24 protein-coding genes are annotated in these 17,572 nt (G+C 39.5%); 12 read left to right on the forward strand and 12 right to left on the reverse strand.

What is annotated here, in order from left to right; all coding sequences use genetic code 11:
- Positions 1 to 218 precede the first annotated feature (218 nt).
- Positions 219 to 1,679, forward strand: coding sequence for an MDR family MFS transporter (locus tag EV282_RS13720; RefSeq protein ID WP_130296334.1), 1,461 nt, complete (start codon positions 219 to 221; stop codon positions 1,677 to 1,679).
- Positions 1,680 to 1,856: 177 nt separating this feature from the next.
- Here the strand turns inward: EV282_RS13720 and EV282_RS13725 are convergent, their stop codons facing one another.
- Positions 1,857 to 2,711 (reverse strand): hypothetical protein, encoded by an 855-nt coding sequence (locus EV282_RS13725; protein ID WP_165389468.1) that lies wholly within the window; start codon positions 2,709 to 2,711, stop codon positions 1,857 to 1,859.
- 136 nt (positions 2,712 to 2,847) lie between these two features.
- On the opposite strand from EV282_RS13725, the gene EV282_RS13730 reads away from it, so the two are divergent.
- Entirely contained in the window at positions 2,848 to 3,639 is a 792-nt protein-coding gene (locus tag EV282_RS13730) for a lipase family protein (protein WP_130296335.1), read from the forward strand.
- A gap of 51 nt (positions 3,640 to 3,690) precedes the next feature.
- Here the strand turns inward: EV282_RS13730 and EV282_RS13735 are convergent, their stop codons facing one another.
- Positions 3,691 to 3,819, reverse strand: a complete 129-nt coding sequence (locus EV282_RS13735; protein ID WP_130296336.1) for a DUF4023 domain-containing protein — start codon at positions 3,817 to 3,819, stop codon at positions 3,691 to 3,693.
- Positions 3,820 to 4,093: 274 nt separating this feature from the next.
- Between EV282_RS13735 and EV282_RS13740 the strand changes: the two genes are divergently transcribed.
- The gene (locus tag EV282_RS13740; protein WP_130296337.1) at positions 4,094 to 4,714 is read left to right on the forward strand and encodes a cell wall hydrolase; all 621 of its coding nucleotides are present in this window, start codon (positions 4,094 to 4,096) and stop codon (positions 4,712 to 4,714) included.
- Positions 4,715 to 4,753: 39 nt separating this feature from the next.
- Here EV282_RS13740 and EV282_RS13745 read toward each other — a convergent pair whose 3' ends face one another.
- Positions 4,754 to 5,257 (reverse strand): DinB family protein, encoded by a 504-nt coding sequence (locus tag EV282_RS13745; RefSeq protein WP_130296338.1) that lies wholly within the window; start codon positions 5,255 to 5,257, stop codon positions 4,754 to 4,756.
- A gap of 379 nt (positions 5,258 to 5,636) precedes the next feature.
- Positions 5,637 to 6,533, reverse strand: coding sequence for a DUF4199 domain-containing protein (locus EV282_RS13750; RefSeq protein ID WP_130296339.1), 897 nt, complete (start codon positions 6,531 to 6,533; stop codon positions 5,637 to 5,639).
- Positions 6,534 to 6,737: 204 nt separating this feature from the next.
- Between EV282_RS13750 and EV282_RS13755 the strand changes: the two genes are divergently transcribed.
- Genes EV282_RS13755 through EV282_RS13765 form a run of 3 tightly spaced genes read left to right on the forward strand, consistent with a single transcriptional unit; the run spans position 6,738 to position 8,433 of the window.
- The gene (locus EV282_RS13755) at positions 6,738 to 7,163 is read left to right on the forward strand and encodes a DMT family transporter (protein ID WP_130296340.1); all 426 of its coding nucleotides are present in this window, start codon (positions 6,738 to 6,740) and stop codon (positions 7,161 to 7,163) included.
- Positions 7,164 to 7,215: 52 nt separating this feature from the next.
- Positions 7,216 to 7,920, forward strand: coding sequence for a Crp/Fnr family transcriptional regulator (locus EV282_RS13760; protein ID WP_130296341.1), 705 nt, complete (start codon positions 7,216 to 7,218; stop codon positions 7,918 to 7,920).
- Positions 7,921 to 7,935: 15 nt separating this feature from the next.
- Positions 7,936 to 8,433, forward strand: coding sequence for a DMT family transporter (locus EV282_RS13765; RefSeq protein WP_130296342.1), 498 nt, complete (start codon positions 7,936 to 7,938; stop codon positions 8,431 to 8,433).
- A 124-nt stretch (positions 8,434 to 8,557) separates the two neighbouring features.
- On the opposite strand, the gene EV282_RS13770 is transcribed toward EV282_RS13765, so the two are convergent.
- The 4 genes from EV282_RS13770 to EV282_RS13785 form a co-directional block, all read right to left on the reverse strand.
- Positions 8,558 to 8,839, reverse strand: a complete 282-nt coding sequence (locus EV282_RS13770; RefSeq protein WP_130296343.1) for a hypothetical protein — start codon at positions 8,837 to 8,839, stop codon at positions 8,558 to 8,560.
- Between the two features lie 12 nt (positions 8,840 to 8,851).
- On the reverse strand, positions 8,852 to 9,244 hold the full coding sequence (locus tag EV282_RS13775) for an SHOCT-like domain-containing protein (protein ID WP_130296344.1): 393 nt from the start codon (positions 9,242 to 9,244) through the stop codon (positions 8,852 to 8,854).
- Positions 9,245 to 9,256: 12 nt separating this feature from the next.
- On the reverse strand, positions 9,257 to 9,622 hold the full coding sequence (locus EV282_RS13780; RefSeq protein WP_130296345.1) for a DUF2089 domain-containing protein: 366 nt from the start codon (positions 9,620 to 9,622) through the stop codon (positions 9,257 to 9,259).
- A 225-nt stretch (positions 9,623 to 9,847) separates the two neighbouring features.
- The gene (locus EV282_RS13785; protein ID WP_130296346.1) at positions 9,848 to 10,504 is read right to left on the reverse strand and encodes a C40 family peptidase; all 657 of its coding nucleotides are present in this window, start codon (positions 10,502 to 10,504) and stop codon (positions 9,848 to 9,850) included.
- 258 nt (positions 10,505 to 10,762) lie between these two features.
- Here EV282_RS13785 and EV282_RS13790 point away from each other — a divergent pair, with 258 nt between their 5' ends.
- Genes EV282_RS13790 through EV282_RS13800 form a run of 3 tightly spaced genes read left to right on the forward strand, consistent with a single transcriptional unit; the run spans position 10,763 to position 12,248 of the window.
- Positions 10,763 to 11,047 carry a hypothetical protein gene (locus EV282_RS13790; protein ID WP_130296347.1) on the forward strand — a complete coding sequence of 95 codons (285 nt, stop codon included), beginning with the start codon at positions 10,763 to 10,765 and terminating at the stop codon, positions 11,045 to 11,047.
- A gap of 50 nt (positions 11,048 to 11,097) precedes the next feature.
- Positions 11,098 to 11,391 carry a hypothetical protein gene (locus EV282_RS13795; protein WP_130296348.1) on the forward strand — a complete coding sequence of 98 codons (294 nt, stop codon included), beginning with the start codon at positions 11,098 to 11,100 and terminating at the stop codon, positions 11,389 to 11,391.
- A 17-nt stretch (positions 11,392 to 11,408) separates the two neighbouring features.
- The gene (locus tag EV282_RS13800; RefSeq protein ID WP_130296349.1) at positions 11,409 to 12,248 is read left to right on the forward strand and encodes an SDR family oxidoreductase; all 840 of its coding nucleotides are present in this window, start codon (positions 11,409 to 11,411) and stop codon (positions 12,246 to 12,248) included.
- 230 nt (positions 12,249 to 12,478) lie between these two features.
- On the opposite strand, the gene EV282_RS13805 is transcribed toward EV282_RS13800, so the two are convergent.
- The 3 genes from EV282_RS13805 to EV282_RS13815 all read right to left on the reverse strand — a co-directional run bounded on the left by EV282_RS13805 (position 12,479) and on the right by EV282_RS13815 (position 14,729).
- Positions 12,479 to 12,667, reverse strand: a complete 189-nt coding sequence (locus EV282_RS13805) for a hypothetical protein (protein ID WP_130296350.1) — start codon at positions 12,665 to 12,667, stop codon at positions 12,479 to 12,481.
- Positions 12,668 to 12,748: 81 nt separating this feature from the next.
- Positions 12,749 to 13,324 (reverse strand): glycerol-3-phosphate 1-O-acyltransferase PlsY, encoded by a 576-nt coding sequence (plsY, locus tag EV282_RS13810; RefSeq protein ID WP_130296351.1) that lies wholly within the window; start codon positions 13,322 to 13,324, stop codon positions 12,749 to 12,751.
- Between the two features lie 586 nt (positions 13,325 to 13,910).
- On the reverse strand, positions 13,911 to 14,729 hold the full coding sequence (locus tag EV282_RS13815; protein WP_130296352.1) for an STAS domain-containing protein: 819 nt from the start codon (positions 14,727 to 14,729) through the stop codon (positions 13,911 to 13,913).
- Between the two features lie 186 nt (positions 14,730 to 14,915).
- Here EV282_RS13815 and EV282_RS13820 point away from each other — a divergent pair, with 186 nt between their 5' ends.
- Both EV282_RS13820 and EV282_RS20315 read left to right on the forward strand, forming a co-directional pair.
- Entirely contained in the window at positions 14,916 to 15,707 is a 792-nt protein-coding gene (locus EV282_RS13820; RefSeq protein ID WP_130296353.1) for a TIGR00266 family protein, read from the forward strand.
- Positions 15,708 to 15,832: 125 nt separating this feature from the next.
- Positions 15,833 to 16,003: a hypothetical protein gene (locus EV282_RS20315; RefSeq protein ID WP_165389469.1), complete on the forward strand. Its 171-nt coding sequence runs from the start codon at positions 15,833 to 15,835 to the stop codon at positions 16,001 to 16,003.
- Positions 16,004 to 16,019: 16 nt separating this feature from the next.
- Here the strand turns inward: EV282_RS20315 and EV282_RS13825 are convergent, their stop codons facing one another.
- Positions 16,020 to 17,039, reverse strand: coding sequence for a S66 family peptidase (locus EV282_RS13825; protein WP_130296354.1), 1,020 nt, complete (start codon positions 17,037 to 17,039; stop codon positions 16,020 to 16,022).
- A gap of 130 nt (positions 17,040 to 17,169) precedes the next feature.
- On the opposite strand from EV282_RS13825, the gene EV282_RS13830 reads away from it, so the two are divergent.
- Positions 17,170 to 17,547 carry a hypothetical protein gene (locus EV282_RS13830; protein ID WP_130296355.1) on the forward strand — a complete coding sequence of 126 codons (378 nt, stop codon included), beginning with the start codon at positions 17,170 to 17,172 and terminating at the stop codon, positions 17,545 to 17,547.
- Positions 17,548 to 17,572 lie beyond the last annotated feature (25 nt).

Below are 17,572 nucleotides of genomic sequence, written 5' to 3' on the forward strand. Positions count from 1 at the left end.
GCTCAGAATGAAGTCCTTTTCGCTCAAACTGCAGATTCGTTTATTATATAACCCCATATTCCGACTAAACTTCCTCCTATTTTACCTATAACACTTCAAAGTTTTACATAATAGCTTAAAACAGCCTTTAGTGGTAATATATTTCTTTGTTGTGATGAACGTTTTTATCGATTTATTTATTTTATAGATGTTTTGCCTGTTTTTTGAGGAGGAATCATATGAAAAAACAAATAATGACTGCACTGCTGCTTGTTACGGTTCTCGCGGCAATGGAAGGAACGATCGTTAGTACAGCCGTACCGCGAATCACGAGCGACCTTTCGGGAATCGAGCTCGTGAGTTGGGTATATGCGGTTTACATGCTCGCGACTGCTGTATCGACGCCGATCTATGGGAAGCTCGCAGATCTGTTCGGCAGAAAGAAGGTTATCTTATCTGGAATTGTTCTTTTCTTAATCGGTTCTGCACTTTGCGGAATTGCCATGTCGATGGAACAGCTTATCTTCTATCGCGCCATCCAAGGTCTTGGTGCTGGAGCGGTTATGCCGATTACGATGACGATCATCGGAGACCTCTATACCGAGGCGAAGGACAGAGCGAAAGCACAAGGATGGATCTCAGCTGTATGGGGAGTGGCTGGCGTGTTAGGACCACTGATGGGTGGCTTCTTAGTGGATACACTTTCATGGCGCTACATCTTTTTCTTAAACATTCCGTTCGGTCTTCTTGCGTTCTTCATGATCGTCGTTAACTATAAGGAAGATCTAACGAAAGGAAAACCTTACATTGATTATAAGGGTGCTGTAACTTTTTCGCTCGGAACGATCGCTTTCTTGTATGCCCTCCTCACTGGAAGCCAGACGCAGGAATGGACGAGCCCGACGATCATCGGACTTTTCATCTTCGCATTCATTACGTTTATTGTATTTGTGAGGATTGAATTAAAATCACCAGAACCTCTGATTCCGCTCAATCTGTTTAAAAACCGAAGTGTTCTGATCGTGAACACGTTAACGCTCATTGTCGGTGCTATTATTATCAGCATCACCATTTACTTGCCGATCTGGAGCCAAGGCGTTATGGGGAAAACCGCAACTCAAGCAGGATTCATCCTCATGCCTCTTCCGGTATTTTGGACGCTCGGATCGCTGATTGTTGGGAATCTCGTTGGCAAGATGAAAGAAAACTGGATCATCACGCTCGGATTAACAGTTGTTGCCGGAGCGTCAGCCATCTTTTTCTCGTTAACCGCACATTCTCCGGAGTTCTTGATCTATGTAGCATCAGGTGTGCTTGGGCTCGGAATGGGTCTGATGATGCCAGTCTTTATGCTGATCATCCAGTCCTCTGTTCCATCGAGCAAAAGAGGGGTGGCTGTGGCATCGAATACCTTTACCAACACGTTCAGCCAGACACTTGGTTCAGCCGTATTCGGAACGATCTTCAATATTATTACTCTTTCAAAAGCCGAGAAAGCTGGCCAAGATGATCTGAACCTGAACGCATCCTTTGAACACGGAAGTCTACCGACCGAAAAGCTCGTTAAGCTTCAAGAGATACTGGCTTCAGGCATTCATGTGATCTATGGTGTGATACTGCTGCTCGTGATTATCGGTGTTGGAATCTCTTTCTTACTAGTAAAACAACGGGACCGATCAGGTGAGGAATCTTCCTATTAAAACACGAAAACACGCCTTGGATGATATCCTGGCGTGTTTTGTTTTCTATCAAGACGTCATATATAAACGACTATTTCTGGATTGAAGGGCAATTCTCGTGGATTAAATGCCAAAACTTTTGGATTGTCAGACCAAACTTTTGGATTCATCCTCTAAATTTATGGATTCATACTATACTCAAACTTTTTGTGCCGTGTTTAATAACCAGTTAACCACGTTTTCTTTGAAGTTTGGTTCTTTCCATGCGGTAATCGCACCATGCTCACCATGGATTTTAATGAGGTTCTGAAAGAAATGATCCCCGATGAGATAACCCAACCGATTGTAACCAAACTTCGAACCTCCATTAATGGAAAACCATTCTTTAAACACAGCGAATGGCGTATCAGTTGTAACATCCTTTGCAAATTCCGAAATTACTTTTTCTTGGTTTTCACTAAAAAACTGCAGCCAGTCTTCCCCTTCATCATCAAAGGAAAAATACACAGATTCATGAATGCCTTTTGCAGTTTGTCTGGAGAAATGGGTTGCTGCTCCTTCTTGATAGAGCCATGTCAAAGGACTGTTCCAATCCACATTTGACCAGTCTATACCTGCATCATTTGAGATGATGTTGTGTGCAGCATGACCAAACTCGTGTGCTGTGATAGTTCTTAAGTGGTCTGTAACAGGTGATAATTTTTCCAGTGCAAAGGTGATGTTCGGAATGATTTGACGGTATGTATATGCATTTGACCCAAATCCTCCAACGATGAGGTTGATGTCCACGGGAAACGAAACTTGATAGTGGTTCTTATAGTATTCAGCAGTTTCATGTATGATGGGCACAATATTTTTGTAAACATGATCAATACGAAACAGAACGTCTGGATATTTTTCTAATGAAGCCTGATGCCTTTCTTCTGTATCTTTACAATGATAAGCAAAATACTCTTTAAAGATCTCCGGGTACAGCTCGTAATATTCTCTCAAAAATTTGATAGAAGAATGATAGTTTTGTTTAAAATATGGAATCGTATCAATGATTTGCATATTATCCCCCACCCTGTTGTTTTGCTCGCTTTACTAATTTTACCACATTGTATGAATAACCATCATATCCGTCTATACCTTGCTGCATCTATTCTCATATACTATTACATCTAGTATTCTGAGGGGAGTGGTGCTTATGGGTAAGGATAAGGAAGTTTATGAATATGACGGACATCTCGCAATGTTTTTGGCTGTCATGTGTCATCAAGCTTATCAATTAAGTGACGGAAAATCGTTCACACTCCCAAGGGGATATTCTCTGAAGTGCTCCATCCCTTCTTCTTCCGGCGAGATTTTCGGCTTTATTGCAGAATCTGACGATCACGTTGTCGTCGTTTTTCGCGGAACATCAACGGTAAATAACGTATCTTCCTACTTAGACATCCCCCAAGTTACGTTTCCCTTTGTGAAGAACAGCGGTAAAACGCACCGAGGAATCACCCGCATCTACTCAGCCGCGCGAAGCATTATCCTAACAGTTCTGATGAGACTTTCCCCAGAGAAAAAACTGCTAGTGACAGGCCATAGCCTCGGAGCTTGTCTGGCTACACTTTTTACATTAGATGCTGCTGTAAACACACCTTTTAACAACCCCATATTGTATACCTTTGCTAGTTTGCCGATCGGCAACACGGAGTTCGTCAGGAAATTTTATAAAGAAGTAAAAAATAGCACACGAATCATCAATGTGTACGACACCGTTACGAATCATATAACACCTTTATTATTTCGGAAAGAACCTCTCATGAACATGCCTGTCGGAGAGGAGTTTCGTTTGAATTTTGAAAACTGCAGCGTCAGGCTGAATCATAAGATTATTTGCTATTTCAATCAACTACGCAAGATTTATCCGAGTTTTGCGAAGAAAATGTGCAAAGAAAATCCTGGTTTTTGCCCGGATACTTCTAGGTGTAATGGAGACTTTTAGAATAAAAAAACCACAGTGGCGTTACTTTTCACTGTGGTTTGTACATAGAATTTACTTGTTTGTGCTATGCTGCTTGTTCGGCAATTTTTGTCCAGGATTACCTTTACCCTGCTTTTGGTTCTTTTCCTGTTTCGCCTGATCATCATGTAACTTTTCTACAAAATCACTTGTGTTTTCCATCTAATTTGCCTCCTAGAGAATATTCACTTGTTACTATTTCCCATTAGAAGGAAATTACTCATGTCGTTTCTTAGGATAGAACAATCTCCTAATTTACCCTATGTTTGCAAATTAAAACCTGTATAAAGAACAGTTAGTAGAATAGTACAGTAATTTGTCATAACTCCCTACTTTTAGCGTACATTTTTAATTTTGTAAAAATAGAGCAAGAGCTTCATGCCCACTCTTTTTTAAACTGATAATATATAGAAAAAAGTGGAGAAAGGAGCCAATTATGAAAGATTTTATAAGGAATGTTATAACTTTATTTGTTTTAGCTGCGGTGCTCTTTGTACCTTCAAATGTACATGCTCATGGTCTTTTAAAGTTCGGCAATCAAGGATATGAGGTGTCAGAGCTTCAGCAAAGTTTGAAAGAGATGGGTTTCTTTTATGGCCCTGTGACAGGATATTTTGGTCCGATTACTGAGAGAGCTGTCATGGATTTTCAGTATAAGTCCAATCTGTCTTCAGATGGCGTTGCAGGACCTGCAACCTTCTTGATGCTTGATGAAATTGAAAAAATGGCAAGAGTCGTTCACGGAGAAGCACGAGGCGAGTCATACATAGGAAAAGTAGCAGTGGCGGCAGTTATTTTAAACCGTTTGGATGATCAAAATTTCCCAAACAATGTGGGAGATATCATTCATCAAACGAATGCATTTACTGCTGTTCATGATGGACAATACAACTTAAAGCCTAACAGCTATGCTTATCGTGCTGTAATCGATGCGATGCAAGGCTGGGATCCTACATACGGATCCGTTTATTATTACAACCCTGATCTTGCGACGAACACCTGGATTTTCACTAGACAATCTGTAACGAAGATCGGAAATCACCTCTTTGCAAGATAACGACGAAACCTCCTTCTTTTTAAATGAAGGAGGTTTGTTTTATTTCACGAATACTCTTTGTTCGAGCTCACTCTTCTGCCTCAGGTGATGACGAAAATGCATGCCGATCAAGTCGTACCATTCCCGTGCATTAAGCCATCCAAAGCCACCATGTTTTATTTTGTAGTTTGGATTTATAGAATCGACTTTACCTTCCCAATACTTCATCCTTTCAATGACTTGATCGACTCTCCGCATGAGTTCTTCATTGGTTTCTGAATTATTAGGTGGAGCATTCATCTCATCAGGCAACCGGATTTTAATCGGCGGGAATCCACCATTTTGAAATAATTTCTCACCAAACTCTGTCTTTCCGAGATTTTGTTCTTCCGCTGCTGAAGCACAAGAATCGACTTGATCCAGGTATTCATGAGCTACCAGAATCACATGGTCATACATTTGACATAGTGACCAAACCCCAGCTTCATGTATGTGTCTCAGCTGCTCCAAAGAATAATTGTGAAGGTCACTTTTATATGTTTCGATTAATTGAAGATCGTTCATACAAACACCGCCTTAGACGTTTTTTTGTAAGCTGTTTTCACAAACCTAGTTGCTTTTGAAAGTAGTTGATTTCGACACCAGGTTGCTTCGCTTTCCGCGGGGCGTACGGTGAGCCCCTCGCCGCTTTGCGCCTTTGAGTGGTCTCACCTGACCGCTCGTCCCGCAGGACAAGGAAGGCTACGACAGCAATGCATCGCACTATGAAAATTGATTTTCATTTTCGAGGAGTCTCACACCTTGCGCTACAATCAACTTATCAGTGAAGAATAAACAAAATACTTGAAAGCAACAAACTTTAATAAAAGAGCCATTCCGTTAGTTCAAACTTCGCCCCTAAATAGAAACCTCCTTCTTTTATTAAGAAGGAGGTGCACGTTATTTATTGGAATGTCTTGCTTACTGTAACGAATTCACGGTAGCCTGAGCGTGTTAGGTGATAATGCGCATCGAGGAAACCATCTCGCACTAATGAATCTAACGTCTCTGTTGGAATCACATCAATGACTCCATCTAACCGCTGATTGAGATCTTCTAAAGAGGCATTTTTCAAAGTGACAGGATTCAGCATACGAACGATTCCTTCAATCCTTGAATCTCTTTTTTGGAAAAGCTGAGGCGTTTTCTTGAAAACATTTTGAATGCGTTCTTTGAACTGGTTCAGTTCTTGTTTGGTGTTAAAAGTTTCTGTTTCTTTTTCTCTGATTCTTTCATTGAAATATTTCATTTCTTCTTCATTTAATTGAGCTCGTGTAAATAGTTCATTATAAATCTGTGTTTTGTCCATCTCGATTTTTGCAAGCTCTTCTTCTTTGATGCGTTGTGTTTCAAAAATTTCTTCAGAGATTTCCTCTTCTTTTACACTTTTTTGTTGCTCTTCTTCCGTTTCTTCCGCCGCTTCAACAACTTCTACTTCTTCCACTTTTTCCTCATTAAATAGTTCAAGCTGCGTCTCGTCTGGTTCTGCCACTTTTCCCTCGGCTATCTGCACTTCCGGCTGCTGAGCTGGTCTGCCTTTCGTATACGACTCTAGCATCTTTTCCAGCTTATTGATCTTGTTAAAATAGATTAGAGTAACTGCGATTGCAAATAGTGAGCTAAATAAGGAAATGAAATCTGAAAAACGGAAAACAAATGGTGCAGTTGCGATTTTGTAAAATAATAAAAGTGCGAATCCGCCGATGATTATAATCTTCAGCCAGCTTTCACGGTTCTTGATCTCATCAGATTTTGGTTCTTGATTTTTATTTTTGTTTGATAGCATTGAAATACGTTTCATCATCTTACCTCTTTCATAGAGATTGTCGTGCAGCTTTTTATTTTAAACGATAATTTGGGAAGTGGAAAGTGAAAACACTAAATCATCATATCGTTATCATCTCTTTATCAGAACAAAATTATCTAACTTTAGGACATATGTCCTTTCCAACATAAGTGGATGTGTTTTTTAATTAGGAAAGAAATTGAGTTGGGGAGTGAGACGATGAGAGGTGTTATTTTTGCTTTTTTAGCGGGGGGGTTCATCACCCTGCAAGGTGTGGCGAATTCTCGTATCAGCCAAGACATCGGTGCTTGGCAAGCTGCTACGGTTACACAGTTAACAGGCTTCCTGATGGCATTATTGATCGTCTTGATCGTTCGAGACGGAAAGTGGAAAAGATTTAAAGGTGTAAGGCCTTTGTATCTGACTGGCGGTTCATTTGCAGCTGTCGTCATTTATGGAAATATTTTTTCGATTCATAAGATCGGTGTTACCCTTTCCATTGCCGTTATCCTTATCGCACAGCTGGCGATTACCTTCTTAGTCGATGGGAGAGGCTGGTTCGGCGTAATGAAACAGAAGATGAGACTGCCGCAGTTCATCGGGATCGGGATGATGATCGCAGGCGTGGTGATTCTGAAGTTTTGATGATATGATTCTTAAAAATACGTACTGAAAAGTCACGGGGTGAATGACAGGAATGAAAGAGATTCAGGATTCTAAGCTGCTCGAGCATTATCTTCAAACACATGCTATCGAAACCATCTTTAACGATGAAGTGAAGCCTCATCTATCATTATTCAGCTTTGATCATGGAGAGCTGATCTGTTCTCAAGGTGATCCCGCTGATTGTTTGTATGTGCTCGTTAAGGGAAAGGTAAAGATCTTCACGACTTCCCCAGAAGGCAAGACGCTTATTCTTTCTTTTAAAAAGCCGTTGGATTCCATCGGTGACATCGAGTACGTGCAGCATGGGACTGAATTTATTAATACGGTAGAGGCTGTTTCAACCGTTCACATGATTGGTGTTCACCACCGCTGGCTTAGGAAATACGCGAGTGATCATACCCCGCTTTTAAAGTTTTTACTTGAAGTGATCACGCAGAAGTTCTATGTGAAATCAAGTTCGTTAAGCTTCAACCTTCTATATCCAGTTGAAGTACGGTTCGCCAGTTACCTTCTTTCCGTTTGTTTTGAAGAGAATGAAACGCTTGCGACTGGCCGGTTGAGCACAGCGCATCTGATGGATGCAGCGAATCTGATCGGTACGAGCTACAGGCATCTGAACCGCGTCATTCAGCATCTTTCAAAAGACGGACTCATTGAACGTCATAACGGGTTTATTTTAGTCAAAGACAAAGACGGTTTAAGTGCGATCGCCGGTAACAATAGCATCTACGAATAGAAAGGAGCGATTGATATGTTCTTAGGATTGTTCTTTGCGGTCTTAGCAGGACTGCTGGTCGGTCTGCAAAATATTTTCAACGCAAAAGTTAATGAACAAGCAGGCACTTGGGCGACCACTGCTTTAGTACTGGGATTGGGTTTTCTAGCTTCTATGACGCTTGGTCTTGTTTTTGAAGGTATCGGCCTTTTTACAATGGATAACATGAAAACATGGCACTGGTTCAGCGGCCTGATCGGAGTGGGCGTGGTCGTTTGTCTTGTGCAGGGAACGCGATTGCTCGGTCCGACGTATGCCATCGCGATTGTGCTTACCTCACAGCTGGGGTTCGCTTTGTTATGGGACTCACTCGGCTGGTTCGGTTTAGAGAAGATTCCTTTTACCTTTCAGCAGCTGGTCGGGGTACTGGTGATCGCTGGAGGAGTGATCGTATTTAAGTTTAGCGGCACGAAAGAGAAAAAAGAAATTAAACAAGTTCAAAAGTCCATGAAGCAGTATTCATTGGGCAGATAGAGATACTGTTTTTAGCCTTCTTTCTAAAAATCAAAACGACCAGATTTTATTGTCTGGCCGTTTTTTTATACTCAATTTCAATTCATGTAACCACCCGTTGAATAACTCTTTACCTGAATGATATTTATAACCTTACAATCACTTCGGTGCCGTCTTGTGCTTTCACATTAATCAACTCTAGACCTTTGTGCTTTTTCAGTTCTTTAATAATTCGTTTAAGTTCTGTTTTGTCTATGGAAGGAATGATAAAAGATATCTTTTTCTTATCTAGATGAGGTTTCGACCATTTGTTTGCATGGCGAATTAATACTTTAGAGGTTAAGATCGAAATACCGATATTTAAAAGGACATAAGGAACAGGTACTGTAAACTTCGCTTCTTTTGTTTTTACATTTACATGTAACATGCTATATATCCTCTACTCAATAACGATTGAAACGGTATCACCGTTTGCAGATTTCACATCAACGATCTGACCGTCCAGTTCGTTTTCGATCGCTTCTAATATTAAATCAATATTAATATCTTTTACGTATTGTTCGGATTGAGGAATCTTTGAAGCGATGTTGTGACCTGCTGCTAAAACAACTTTTACTAGTTTGATTGGCAGGTTCACATTCACGTTGTCACTTTCAGCAGATTTGACACGAATCTTTAATGTTTTGTCGATGTAACTAGAAGGTTTATGAGATGGTCTAACTAATGTATTATGATCCTTTTCTTGTAAAACTTGAATTAGTTCAGAACCCTTTTCGGCGTCAATCTTACCTTCTTGAACCATATTTAATACTTTTTCAATCTCACTTTTCATTTCACATTCCTCCTAGTCGTCTTTTAACATTTTGATTGCTTCATCCGCGGTAATCTCCCCACGTTCAAGCATCATTACGATCTTTTTCTCGTCTGCTTCATTCTTCTTTTTTTGTTCATATCCTAATGAAGATGCGATTTCGTTCAGCTTGCCTCGAACGGTTGGGTATGAGATTCCAAGTTCTTTTTCAACTTCCTTAATATTGCCTCTGCATACGAGAAAGACTTCCACAAAATGAAGTTGCTCTTTGGATAGTGAAGCAAATTTGGATAATTCGAATTCATTTTCAATCGTCGTTTGGCAATGTGAGCAATGCAGTTTCGTAATTTTGAGTGTTTGTGTACAAACAGGACAGTTCGTAAGTAATGGATAAGCCATATCAGATTCCTTTCTTTTTATTTAATTTGATTATATACAACAAAATTAAAAAAGTGAATAAGAAAAATAAATATTTTTAATTTTGTTATTAATATTATTAATTTTTGTTAGATTTCTTTTTCGTTTATACATAAAAAGTCTTTAAAATGTGTGAAGTTTAGTCTATCCGGGTATAAAAAAACAAGGCCGCATATAGCAGCCTTGTTTCATTTTCTATCTATTTTTTTATTCGTAGCTTTTAGCGCCGATATATTTGTCGCTCCAATAAGAGCTGTTAAGTTCAGCTGATGTTACACCTTTTGATGAAGATGCGTGCCAGAATTCACCGTCTCCAACATAAACACCTGCGTGGCTCGGTCCGTCACCTTCTAAGTTAAAGAACACGATGTCGCCGACAGCTGGCTTATCTACACTCGTTCCTTCAGCATAGATTTCATCCACGGTACGTGGCAAGTCTATGTTTTCTGCTTCATCAAACACTTGATTTAAGTATCCGCTGCAGTCAAATCCTTCTTCAGCAGTTTCTCCGCCCCACGTATATTTTGTGCCTTCATATTTTTTCGCTACTTCTACGATATTTGAATCGTTACTTTCTTCATTCCCACCTAGCGCTTTAAATGTTTCGTCCCCAGCGATGCCATCTACCGTTATTCCTTTAGCTTTTTGGAAATCCTTCACGGCATCCGTCGTATAGTCTCCATAGTAAGTAGTTGTTTTGCTATATGAAAAATATCCTTTGTTGTCTAAAATCTCTTGAAGTTCTTGTACGTCTTGATGATTCGTTCCAGGTTCCAGAGTCTGATCTCCCACTGCGGCATGACCTGTCGCTGGATTGAATGCTACAACACCTGCTAACGCTAAACCTGCTGTTAGTTTCTTCAAACTACCATCCCCTTTTTATTTAATACGCCGACCCTTTTTGATCTGACCTGTCCCATACTAACAGGTGGAGATGACAGCGAGATTTTAAAGCAATTACAGGGGAATAACAATTTCAGACGAAATGTATAATAAATCACACATTGTAATATTGGAAGGAAATAGGTCACTGATAAAGAAGAATAAGAAGAATAAGAAGATATGTGAAAAGAGGACTGATTAGATGAATAAACAAGTGCCGGGGATTCCTGGAACTATTCGATGAAAAGAGCTGCCCTGTTTTTATTCCTTATATATTCTTTAATTGGTTGTAATACAAATGAAACTCATACCTTATCAGGTGAGATTACACATGTTGATAAAGAGAACCAGATTATAAAAATAGATGATAAACCTATTAAGCTTTATTTTGTGGATGCTTATGAAACAGGAGAGAAAGTGGAAGTGACTTTTATTGATAAAACACCGGATAAAGATTGCTGGTGCCTTGATCACTTTGAAGTACAAGAGATTAAGATTATAAACGATGATAACAGGAAAGATTAGCTCCAAATTGTATAGAGTATAGTATAGGGTAAAATGAAGGAGGCATCTATTTGGAGTTCCCATTCATTCATACTAACTTTTGGGATGCATTAATCGCTGTACCTGCTATCATTGTTTTTATTGAGATCCTTAAAGTTTTTCTTCCTTCTCAATCTGCTTGGATTCCTGCAATCGCTAATCTCATAGGTCTTGTCATTTCCATATTTATTGCTCACCCTCACAGTCTTTGGACGGGCATCATGATGGGAATCGTTTATGGTATAACAGCGGTTGGTGCTTATACTGCTTTTGCGGGTGTGATGTATACTTACCGTAATAAAGGACCCTCTACTCCTTTCAAATAGTCTAATAGGAGATCTTTATGAATAGAAAAATAGCCATTGTTACCGGCACTTCCAGCGGATTCGGCATGCTGTGTGCAGTTGAACTCGCGAAGGCTGGTTTTGAAGTGATCAGCACGGTGAGAAGTTTGGATAAAGCGGAAAATCTATTACGTTTGGCAGATGATCAGGATGTCTCTGACTTCATCCTGCTGCAGACTCTAGATGTGACATCAGAGGAATCGGTTCGCTCTTTTGCCGAGTATCTTTCAAAGTTTCCTAGTATTGATGTGCTTGTCAACAACGCCGGGTTTGCGCTTGGGGGTTTTTGTGAAGAACTTTCGGTAGATGAATATCGGCTGCAGTTTGAGACGAACGTTTTTGGCGTGATTGCCGTCACTCAATCAGTCCTTCCGATCATGAGAAAAAATCGGACAGGAAGAATTATCAACATGAGCAGCATATCAGGAAAATTTGGTTTTCCAGGTTTGTCACCTTACACGGCATCGAAACATGCCCTTGAAGGTCTGAGCGAGAGCCTCCGATTAGAATTACGGCCATTTGGGATTGATGTTGTGCTCGTTGAGCCCGGCTCCTACCAGACTAACATTTGGTCTTCGATTGACAATACCACGATCAGCTATGACTCTCCTTATCACTTTTATATGGAGAGTCTGCTGAGTGAGATCGAATCTGGCAAAAAGGGCCACGGAAATCCACTTGATGTAGCAAGACTTGTAGCTTGTATTGCCTCTCAAGATAAGAGGCCGAAACTGAGGTATCCGATTGGCAAAGGCATTAAGACAAGTCTTTTCATGAAAGCTATCTTGCCATGGCGCATACTAGAAAAAGCTGTATTAAAGAAACTTTTAAATAAATAAACAAGGTCACCTTTATCGTAACTGGTTTTTATCTGAAGGAACAAATCGTCAATTACGAGCCTCCTATTATATGAAGTAACACTATAAATAGATATGTAACCTACATTAAAAACGACCAGATTTTTTTGTCTGGTCATTTTTTTTCTTATTTAATTAGAGAACTCGATTAAATGCTTCTCGACCAAGTTTATGACTATCGTCCTTTTTTTCTAATGAACAGTATCACCGTACTATGAAACAACATCAAATTTCAGGGTCCTTCGTTTTACCGTTATATATTCACCTGTTGATTTATTCATGACTTGAGACACTTCTTTCGTATGTGTTATCTCAAACCAATCGTTTTGTACATCCACCAGTACGTTTACTTCTACATTACTTTCTCCATATTTTAATCCACTATAAGATAATTTGGTCATCGTTATCGTACCTTTCTGAATGAATAATATAGGTCTACTCATCTAAGACTACAATTGCACTCGTCTACAAAAAAATACTTATTATTGAACTATTTTGTTCTCAGTTCCATTTAGAATCCTCTTAATATTTTGTCGATGAAGAATAATTATGGTTACGCTTATTAATAAAGAAAGTAACAAGATAATTTTATCTTCAAATATAAGACTGTATATAAACAATGCTATACCAGCCAACATCGAACTTAATGATACATACTTTGAAAACGTCAAAGTTATTACAAACACAACAAAACCAACTAAAACAGCTAGAGGTGACAAATATAAAAAAACTCCAGTTGCTGTGGCAACAGCTTTTCCACCCTTAAAACGAGCAAATATAGAAAATATGTGTCCTAATATGGCTAATAAACCACAGATAATAGGGTTAATCGTAGAACTAAGTATTAGTGGAAGGAAACAAGCAAATGTACCTTTTCCTATATCGGCAATTGCAACAATTAATCCTGCTTTTATACCTAGAACTCTATAAGCATTAGTTGCACCAAGATTACCACTACCATATTTACGAATATCTTTCTTATAAAACATTTTACCGACTATCAAAGCAAATGAAATGGATCCTGTTAAATAACTTAAAATTAGAGCTAAAATGTTCAAAGTCGTATATCTCCTAAATTAGTGTAGTTTTTCCGCGAATTTTAAGGGTTTTTACCTTTTTCTTGTTCCACAATTCTCCTTTACTCATAAATAAAGTAACTTAAACAAAGAATGCATAACCCTAAAAAAACTAGTATCAAAGTTAGTTTCTTTAAATACCACGGAAATAAATTAATCATATAAAGTAATATTTCCCCTAAAACACTTCCAGGGTCGGCATTACTTTCACTTTGATAAAACTCTTTATCTTTAACTGAGAAAAAAATCAAACTTAGAAAGGAAAAAACGGCAAATATAATCATTAAAATAGTCATATAGACTCCTTTTTTAAATCTCAATTCTTATTTCATTAAATGCCCGTTTGTTGAATAAGAATAATACTTTTTTAACCTTATTATATATTCGATTTAACCGGCTTCTACCCCTTTTTGTGGCAAGTCGATTGACAGGCGGATTGTATAGCACAGTAGGACAGAAATTAATTATTGTCCCCTTTCTATAACTGGTGCTAATTAGGAGGCTATGTAACAAAGAAAAAACCACAACGAATTTCGTTGCGGTTTATATGCGAAATGATATGTTTTTCTTATCTTAAATAATCTTCCAATGCTTGCTGCAGAGTAGCTTTCGTCTTCGCTTTACTTTCAAATGTTAACCCGATGCTGGTCACTTTGCGTACGATTTCTGGACGCAGGCCGGTGATGACACATTCACAGCCCATCATGTTCGCACCTTCTATTACCTTCATCATATGTTCGATCACTTCAGTCTCCATTTGAGCGATACCAGATAGATCAATGACTAATGTTCCGATGCGAAGTCTGCTGATTTCCATTAAAACTTTCTCTTCAATCGTGTCTGTTCGATATGTATCGATCGTGCCGATTAACGGAAGGACGCAAACGGATGATGTGATCGGAATAATAGGTACAGATAAATTTTCAACGAGTGCTTTCTGAGATTCGATCAGCTTATCTTTGTATTCCGAATAACTTAAGAATAATTCGTTTAAAAACTTGTCAATGCGGTCATTGATTTGTCTTTCAACGTAATAAAAGTTGTCACCTTCCAAATCGTTTTGATTTGATTTATCATATTCCTGCAAGTACTTCCAGATGGTTCTGCGGATTGCTTGTACCCACTCAAGTTTGAATGCTAGTGTAAGACTATGCGATGCCCACGAAACGCCTTCTATTTTTGCGAATTCTTCTAATTCATCATCTTTACCCTGAATCGTGTACATCACCAGTTTATGAGCATTGGATAATAGATCGATATTACCAATCAGAAGGATTTCTTCAATTTTCTCACGAACATTTCGGGCTTCACTTAATAGTGACTCTTGGAACTCTTCTCTGTTATTTGTAAAATAATCGATATAATCCTTTTCCAAGGTTAAAGCCATAGTGTTCACTCCTATTATAGAATTTTGAAATTTCTACCTACTATTGTACCATTCCTTAAAATAAAGAAAAAGAATTTGGTGATTAAAAACATTTCCAAGTTTAAACAAATATTTTGAAACCATTTTTCTGACTCAAACGTAATTTACATAGGTTATCGAAAATGAACTTAATTGGAGGATATGAACATGAACAATCACGAAATTGATTATAAAATTTACGGAGATGACATGCAGTTTGTTGAGGTGGAGCTGGATCCAAAAGAAACAGTAATCGCAGAAGCCGGTGCTCTGATGATGATGGAAGACGGCATCGAGATGGAAACAATCTTCGGCGACGGATCTTCTGGCGGCGGAAGCGGTTTAATGGGCAAGCTGTTCAGTGCAGGAAAACGCGTACTCACAGGTGAGAGCCTCTTCATGACTACGTTCACAAATGACGCTCATGGGAAGAAACACGTCTCTTTCGCTTCTCCTTATCCCGGTAAAATCATTCCGATGGATCTGAGTGAGCTTGGCGGAAAAGTGATCTGTCAAAAAGATGCTTTCTTGGCTGCAGCTAAAGGTGTTTCTGTGGGAATCGAGTTTCAGCGTAAGATCGGTGCTGGATTCTTTGGCGGAGAAGGCTTCATCATGCAGAAGCTTGAAGGAGACGGCATGGCTTTCGTTCATGCAGGCGGAACGATCCATAAAAAAGAACTGGCACCCGGCGAAGTGCTCCGTGTGGATACTGGTTGCCTAGTTGCGATGACAAGCGGTGTGAATTACAACATAGAGATGGTAAAAGGCGTGAAAACGGCATTGTTCGGCGGGGAAGGATTATTCTTCGCCACATTAAGAGGACCGGGAACTGTCTGGATCCAGTCTCTTCCGTTCAGCCGATTAGCAAGCCGAGTATTCGCAGCTGCTCCACACCGAGGCGGCTCCAGTGATGAAGGTAGTTTGGCTAAAGGCGTGTTCGGCATGTTGAATGGTGATTGATTGGCGATTAAAAGCAGAGAAAGCTGGCTCATATGTCGAGCCAGTTTTTTGCTGCTTTTTCACAAAACTATTTTTCATTGCTGCAACTAAAGGGTAAACACAAAAATAAAAGGAGATGATGAAGTATGGTTGAATTAATCGCACTTATTGTCATCGTTCTATTATTTTTGATGGTAAGATTTTTTCTTTACTCACATCTTTTCAAAAAAGCAGGTAAAAAGAAGCCACACAAAAAAGCAATTATGGTAATAATTTTGGTTGGAATAGCAAAAGTGTTATTTGAGATCATTTTTTAATGATCTAGTAGGATTACTATAATCTAAAATGCAGCAAAACAGTTCCCATGCCAGTCCCATCTGCTTTTACTTCCGCATAAGCACCATTGATGAATGTATTTTGCGGCGGCTGATGTCCGCAGTCTATATCATAAATAACAGGAACACCGAGCTCATCCACTAAATCCTGATACACATCTTCCACAAAATAATCTCCCACTGGATCGTTAGCGTCACTTCTGCCGAAAAGAATTCCTGAACATCCTTCAAACCAGCCTGCCATCTTCATTTGAACCAATGTTCTTCTCAAATCGGTTGTGTTCATCTCACAGTTTTCAAAGTACCACAGGATTGGTTCATCATTTATGTATTGCTTGCGAAAATTCTTCACATCACCAAACGGAGTTCCTATCAAATGTCTGATGATATCTATGCATCCGCCGAGCAAACGGCCTTCTACCTTTTCTTTTTTTCCTGAAACCGTCTTCCAGCTCGTTTCTTCGGTCAGGTGAAATACATGAGGTGTAGGGTTCGCATGCTGCCACGCTTTTTGGTATTTAGAAGATGAATGCTGAAGAAAGGATTCCCCTTCTTTCGTTGACAGTACTTCCTCCCACATCGCCGTTGTTTCATCGGAATATTCTCCTCTTACATCAACGAAGTTCGTTCCGTTCGCTGTCGCGATTCCTGTTTTCAATGTGATCGAAAGCATCAGCCCGCTTGTATCTGAATACCCGAGAATCCACTTCTTTTTAATAGAAGTAAAATCTACATACTCGATCATTTCTACGAGCAGCTCGCCGCCCCATGGAGGAATGATTATGTCTATCGAATCGTCTGCCATCATCTTATTAAACTCTTCCGCTCTCACTTTCGCAGGTGCAGACTTCGCTTTTTCTTGTGTCCAGACGGTATCCCCTACCGTTACTGAATAGCCTCTCTTCTCCATACGCTCACATGCCTGCTTGAACATATCGTGCAAAAAGGAAGGAACACCTGAAGATGGTGCTGTTACACCGATCTTTGCATTATTTTTTAAAATGGGATATTTAATCATGTTTTCTCATCTCTCTTTTCATATCATTCTAATACTTCTTATTAAATTTAGGCTGGCGTACAAGCTACTCAATCGAAGTGTACAACATATCCATATCATAGAGTCATCAGACAAGGAGGTGAATTTGTTCATGTATAACCATCCTTTTTACCATCAGAACCATGATTCCCATTCCCATGAGGAACCAATGTATGTAGATCGCCCGAATGGTGATGAAGATGAGGGACCTTTTGGGCCGCCGCCTCAATATTTTCAGCAGTCCCAAATTCCTCAGCCGTTCTTCACATCCAGCTACCAGCCTCCACAGCTTCGTGCAAGAATCTGTGCCTGCCTTGGAAACTGGGGCTTAATGGGATTAAGACGCCAAGGTCAATTCGGAAGGGACTTTTGGTTCTTCCCGACAGAGATCCGCAGAAACAGTGTCACCGGATATATCTGGGTTGGCGGACGACGCCAACGGGTACGTTATGGATATTCTCAAATTAGAAATTTTGTTTGTTTTGGATAAAAAGCAGGCGCCTTTCTCCTGCTTT

Origin of the sequence: Fictibacillus sp. BK138 (assembly GCF_004216955.1) — a bacterium.
GTDB lineage: Bacteria > Bacillota > Bacilli > Bacillales > Fictibacillaceae > Fictibacillus.